This is a genomic window from Kitasatospora sp. NPDC001159, from assembly GCF_053598235.1.
Map to the genome: position 1 here is coordinate 1 of NZ_JBSFJV010000190.1, position 6,301 is coordinate 6,301.

At 72.8% G+C, this 6,301-nt stretch carries 4 protein-coding genes; 2 read left to right on the forward strand and 2 right to left on the reverse strand.

The window, feature by feature from the left end; translation table 11 throughout:
* Positions 1 to 119: 119 nt before the first annotated feature.
* Positions 120 to 650, reverse strand: coding sequence for a hypothetical protein (locus ACWC9T_RS40140; protein WP_449825984.1), 531 nt, complete (start codon positions 648 to 650; stop codon positions 120 to 122).
* Between the two features lie 212 nt (positions 651 to 862).
* Between ACWC9T_RS40140 and ACWC9T_RS40145 the strand changes: the two genes are divergently transcribed.
* Complete coding sequence (locus ACWC9T_RS40145; protein WP_449825985.1) at positions 863 to 3,307, forward strand: hypothetical protein; 2,445 nt, start codon at positions 863 to 865, stop codon at positions 3,305 to 3,307.
* Between the two features lie 60 nt (positions 3,308 to 3,367).
* On the opposite strand, the gene ACWC9T_RS40150 is transcribed toward ACWC9T_RS40145, so the two are convergent.
* A complete protein-coding gene (locus ACWC9T_RS40150) occupies positions 3,368 to 4,060 on the reverse strand; it encodes a hypothetical protein (RefSeq protein WP_449825986.1) in 693 nt (230 codons plus the stop codon).
* 333 nt (positions 4,061 to 4,393) lie between these two features.
* Here ACWC9T_RS40150 and ACWC9T_RS40155 point away from each other — a divergent pair.
* On the forward strand, positions 4,394 to 6,301 hold a 1,908-nt coding region (locus ACWC9T_RS40155; protein WP_449825987.1), incomplete at its 3' end, for a helicase-associated domain-containing protein.

The window sequence follows — 6,301 nt, forward strand, 5'->3', positions numbered from 1 at the left end:
CAGTTGCACTCGCGTCATGCAAGACGATCTACCGGATTAGACCCTGTCACGAGGGCGAATCCCGCAGATTGATCACAAGCCGATACGCGCCCTAGTCGCCCTGGCCCGGCCGGACGGGATCAGTAGATGTCGTTCGGGAGGCTGCGGCGCCACTCCTGGAACCGGTCGAACCAGTGGATCCAGTCCGCGAGCCGACTGCCCTCGGCCACGAACAGGGAGCCGATCGCACTGGCAGGCTCGACGAGCGGGATGGAGAACTCCATCCGCTCCTCCATGTCCTCCAGACAGTCCTGCTCGTACTCCGTCAGGCCGTCCCGGGCGTACGTCACCAGCGGGTAGCCGCCGGCCGGCGGGTGGGGGTCCGGCAGAACGGGGATGCAGCGCCACATCACCCCGCAGCGGCGGATCAACGTCTCGCCCAGGTACCAGGCGGGGACCTCCAGCAGCGGGGTGCTCCGGGCGGCCCGGACCTCCTCCCAGCTGTCGAACCGGCTGAGGAGCAGCACCTGGAGGCGGTCCAGCGAGGCGGGCTCGAAGTCCCAGCCGCCGCCGTTGTCCTCCGCCCAGGCGGGATAGGCCTCGCGCTGCGCGGCGAGCCATCCCGCCAGTCGGGGGTTGTCGGCCCACTCCGGGGTGTCAATCGGGTCCATGCCGGAAGCCTATGGGCCGAGCGACCCGAGGATGCGTAACCGTCCTGTGCGCAAGCCGGGTTGACGTTCAGCAGGGCGACGAATCAAGGAGACGCGGACACCACTCGCCGTCTACTGTTCGAACTCTGACGGCGCACACGTCAATTGGGGGCCCGTTTCAGCGCCGTCCTCGCAACTGTCCTGTTCATCGGGCTCCTTGGGGGAGTAGCCACGTGACAGACCCGAAAACCCGCCGCGCGCGCATATGGGTGCGCGGCGGCCTCGCACTCGCCTGCACCGCCGTCCTGGCGGTAACCGGCCTGCCCGGCCTGCAGGGAACCGCGTACGCGGCCAAGGGCAAGCGCTGCGACGAGATCTACCCGAGCACGCAGGGCGGCAAGCAGGGGACGTCCTTCCCCTGGGACAAGTCGTCCGACAGCGTCCGGGACAAGTCCGCCTGGGACTCGTACAAGTACGAGGCCCCGCGCCAGGCCTTCGACGGGCTCACGCTCCCGTCCGACCCGGCCGAGCAGGAGGCGTTCCTCGAGAAGTTCGACAAGCCGCACGAGCAGTACCCCAAGGGCTCCACGGATCGCCTCTACGCGACGTACAAGGAGTACCTGGCCCGCGACCCGCAGAACACCAGGTACGGCACCTTCGAGAAGTGGCTCTCCGACGCCTACATCCTGCCGAACAACAACAACCGGCGCGGTGCCTTCTACGAGGAGAAGGTGGTCAAGGACCTCGGGCTGATCGGCCCCGACTGGCTCTGCCAGGAGGAGATCCCGATCCTCGACAAGGACGGCAAGCCCGTCATCGGCAAGGACGGCAAGCCGATGGTCCGCAAGTGGGACGCGGTCAACTACAAGACCAACGACTTCCTGGAGTTCAAGGCCGGCGGCGGCCGTGACACCACCCAGGACCCGACGAACAAGGCCTTCCTGCAGGACCCCCAGCGCAAGGACGCGCGCGTCACCTACGTCTTCGGCGAGGAGAAGACGAGCGCGACCAAGAAGTACCTCGCCAAGGTCAACACCGACGTGGGATCGGACCCGGCGAACCCGCGCGTACGCAGCTACGAGCACCGGTCCACCAGTGTGCCCGTCTCCAAGTTCGACCCGAACACCTCCAAGCCCGACCCGTACATGAACACCGGGGCCAAGCAGCCCTCTGGCGGCGCCGCCCGGAACATCGAGGGGTCCATGCCGACCCCGAAGGACATGGCCGAGCGGATGGCCCGGATCCGGGCCGACGACCCGACCGGCCTGCGGGTGCGCGGCCCGGGCGGCGTGGACTTCTCCACCCTGCAGCTCTCCTACGTCGGCAAGCCGGTCAAGGGCCAGGCGCTGAACTACGCGTTCGCTGCGAAGAAGGCCGACGAGGACGAGGAGAACCTCGGCTGGGGCGGCCAGGAGAAGGCGCAGCTCATCTCGGACTCCTTCTTCACCTGGCTCGCGCTGACGCCGGACAAGTTCTGGGTCAACCTGATGCCCGACCAGCCCGACCGGATCATGGACCCGACCTTCGGGAAGACCGACGCCGGGCGGGTGCTGCTCCAGGCCGACCTGGAGATGAAGCACGACTGGGCCAAGGACGTGGACCCGCGCCAGGGCATCGGCAAGAAGTTGTGGGAGGCCCTGCAGGCCGAAGGCCTCGACTGCGGGCCGATCGAGCGCAACTGGATCGTGCCGCTGCCCGCGAAGATCCGCGCCGACGAGAACGGCGTCTACATCCTCGACGCGCCGCTGAAGGTCAACTCCGAGGCCGCGGTCACCACCGCCCACAACCCGAACGGAGACTGCAAGCTCACCGAGGCCCAGACCCACACCTTCGAACGGCTGGTCCGCGAGATCGTCGTCCCCGACATCGAGCAGAAGGTCAACACCGCCCCGGCCTACGCCGACCTGCGCCGCGTCTACAGCGCCCGGGTGGCCGCCGAGTACGTGCGGCAGCAGGACCAGCAGGAGGCGACCGACTACCGGTCGATCATCAACAGCAACGACGTCTCCCAGTGGCCGCTCCGGGGTGGGAACAAGAGCTGGACGCCGCGGCAGACCTGGGAGGAGTACGTGAAGTCCTTCACCCAGGGCGACTACAGCTACCCCTGCGGGGACAACGGAAAGATCTGCGTCGTGGGCGGCGTGGACTTCTCCCAGTCCCCCAAGCAGGACATCGGCGCGACCGAGTTCGCCGCCAAGCACCAGGACCTGCCGCGCTCCACGCAGACCTCGGTGAAGGCCATGACCGACAAGGCGGACACCGACGACCTGCTGCTCCTCGGCGGTGGCGGCCCTGTCGACAACGGCCCGACACCGACACCGACTCCGACACCGACGGACACTCCGACACCGACGGACACTCCGACGTCGACGCCCACCGGCACTCCGACCGGCGGCCCGACGGACACCCCGACCGGCACGCCCACCGGCACGCCGAGCACCCCGGCCACCACGCCGACAGGTGACGGCAGCGCCAGCCCCAGCCCCTCCCCGGCCCCGGTCGGCGGCACCGGCACCGGCGACAGCACCGGCACCGGCACCGGCACCGGCGACAGCAGCACCGGAGGCGGCGGAAGGCTCGCCAGCACCGGCGCCGACGTGCTGCCCCTGGCCGGCACCGCCGCCGTGCTCCTCGCGGGCGGCGCGGCCATCGTCTGGTGGCGTCGCCGCCGGGCCTGACCCCGATCCACCGCCGTACGACCGGCCCCGCACCCACCCGGTGCGGGGCCGGTCCCGTACTCAGCCCTGCTGCGGCGGGCGGCGGCGCAGGCCGAGCAGCAGCAGGACCACCGCCGTCAGCACCGCCGCGGTACGCAACACGCCCGGCGCCATCGACCAGCTGAACTGGCCCAGCGGGGAGCCGGGTTGGGCGGCACCGCCGCTCTGCTTGGCGTGATTCATCGCGAACAGGGTGGACGCGCTCATCGTGATCAGCGGGATGCCGAGGATCACGAACTTGCGCATCGTGTCGGAGATCTGACGCGTCAGGTAGCCCAGCCCCCAGCCCGCCAGCATGGCCGGGAAGAAGCCGGACACGGCGCCGCCGACCAGCAGCCCGCAGGAGAGCAGGATCAGCGGGGACGGCTTGCGGGCGCGCTTGCCCGGGGCCGAACCGGCGGCGGCGGCCTTGGCCCTGGCCTTCTTCTGCTTCTTCGCGCTCACGGGCTTCGCCGCGGCCTGCTCGGCGGCCGCGGCAGCCTGTGCGGCCCGTGCGGCGGCCTCCTCCGCCGCCCGCTGGTCGGGGATCGGCTTCGGCGCGGGCTGCGGCGCGTCGGAGAAGTCGAGCATGGTCATGGTCCACGGGCTCGAACTCTGCACCGTCGGCGGCGGAATCACCTCCGAACCGGTCTCGGGCCCGGCGACGCCCGGCAGGTCCAGCGACACGTTCGGGATGCCGCCCGTCGAGGCGGGAGCGGCCGACGGGCCGTACACGCCGTCCTCCACCGGAACCCCGGGAACACCCGGGGCCGCAGCACCGTCACCGGATGAAGCGGATGAACCGGACGACCCCGACGCCCCCGACCGCTCGCTCCAAGGCCCGCTCTTGCGCCACCACTCGCCGTCCGTCATCACCGACACCCCGCCTCGCCCGGCTCGTCCATTGAGAGCGCGGCCGCCCACCGAACCGCCCTCGGCCGTGACGCTACCCACCGTGCCCGGCCCGCGCGAGTCCGCCGCGATCACCCGTGCGCATCGCGCCCCCGCGAGGGCGCCCTGCCGCGCGAGGGGACCCCGTCGTCCGTGCGCCCGACTAACCTAGGTCGAATGACCACACAGCAGGGACCTCAACGCCAGGGCAGGTCCGCCGTCGGCCCCCGCACCCTCGCCGAGGAACTGCGCGCGCGTCCCGACGACGCGCTCGCCGCCCTGCTCCGCTCCCGTCCCGACCTGCTGAACCCCGTCCCCGGCGACCTCACCCAGCTGTCCGCCCGGCTCTCCTCGCGCGCCTCCGCGCTGCGCGCCCTGGAACGGCTCGACCGCTTCACCCTGCAGGTCGCCGAGGCACTGGCCACCGCGCCGGACGGCACCGGCCTGGCCACCGTACGGGCCCTGCTGGCCGGCCCGAGCAAGGTCAAGGCGCACCCCGGCGCCACCCCCCTCACCGCGGCCGACCGGTCCGCCGTCGCCACCGCGCTCCCCCGCGCGATCGCCACCCTGCGCGACCGGGCGCTGCTCTGGGGCCCGGACAACGGCCTGCGGCTGGTCCTCGCCGTGCGCGAGGCGCTCGCCCCGACCGCCGCCAACCCGGGCCGCACCGGCCTCGGCCCGACCCTCGCCGAGGCCACCGTCGGCATGTCCCCGGCCCGGCTGCAGCAGCTGCTCGCCTCGACCGGGCAGCCGGCCACCCCGGACCCGATCACCGCCGTCGCCGCGCTGACCGCCCTGCTCACCGACCGCACCCGCTGCGCCGCGCTACTCGGCACCGCCCCCGAGCCCGCGCTGCGGCTGCTGGAGCGGCTGGTCTGGGGCCCGCCCACCGGCACCGTCCCGGACGCCACCCGCCCGGTCACCGCCGAGGACGCGCAGAGCCCGGTCGAGTGGCTGCTCGCCCGCGGCCTGCTACTGCCCACCAGCCCCGGCAGCGTCGTACTGCCGCGCGAGCTGGCCCTGCACCTGCGCGGCGGGCGCACCCACCGCACCGTCGAGCCGGTCCAGCCCGAGCCCGCGCCCGCCGCGCCCCCGCGCGATCCACAGGCTGTGGACAGCGCGGCGGCCGGCCAGGCGCACACCGCCGTGAAGACCGTCGAGGAGCTGCTGGACGCCTGGGGCCTCACCCCGCCGCCCACCCTGCGGGCCGGCGGCGTCGGCGTACGGGACCTCAAGCGCACCGCCCAGACCCTGGAGACCACCGAGCAGTTGGCCGCCTTCTGGCTCGAACTCGCCTACACCGCGGGCCTGCTGGCCCCCGACGGAGAGGCCGACGAGTGCTGGGCGCCGACCCCGGGGTACGACAGCTGGCTGCAGCTGGACACCGCCGAGCGCTGGTCCGTGCTGGCCACCGCCTGGCTCACCGCCACCCGGGTGTCCGCCCTCACCGGCACCCCGGACGGCAAGGGCAAGCCGCGCGCCGCCCTCGGCCCCGAGCTGGACCGCACCATCGCCCCGTCCGTCCGCCGCGCCACACTGGCCCTGCTCGCCGAGCTGCCGCCCGGCACCCCGGCCACCGCCGAGGAACTGCTGCCCACCCTGCGCTGGCAGCGCCCGCTGCGCGGCGGCCCGACCGGCCCGGACGGCCGCGAGCTGCGCGACGACCTCACCACCTGGACCCTCGCCGAGGCCGAGCTGCTCGGCATCACCGGCCGCGGCGCCCTCGCCGCCCCCGCCCGCGCCCTCCTCACCGCCGAATCCGACCCGGCCGAGGTGCTGGCCCCGCTGCTGCCGCAGCCGCTGGACCACGTGATCCTGCAGCCGGACCTCACCGCGATCGCGCCGGGCCCGCTGCTCACCCCGCTCGCCCAGGCGCTCGCGCTCTGCGCCGACATCGAGTCCAAGGGCGGCGCCACCGTCTACCGGTTCACCCCGGCCTCCGTCCGGCGCGCCCTGGACGCCGGACGCACCGCCGCCGACCTGCAGACCTTCCTGGCGCAGCACAGCCGCACGCCCGTCCCGCAGCCGCTCAGCTACCTGATCGACGACGTCGCCCGCCGCCACGGCATCCTGCGGGTCGGCGCC

Excerpts from the sequence above, each read along its gene's own strand:
- ACWC9T_RS40140 (WP_449825984.1), bottom strand. The coding sequence starts at position 650 with ATGGACCCGATTGACACCCCGGAGTGGGCCGACAACCCCCGACTGGCG.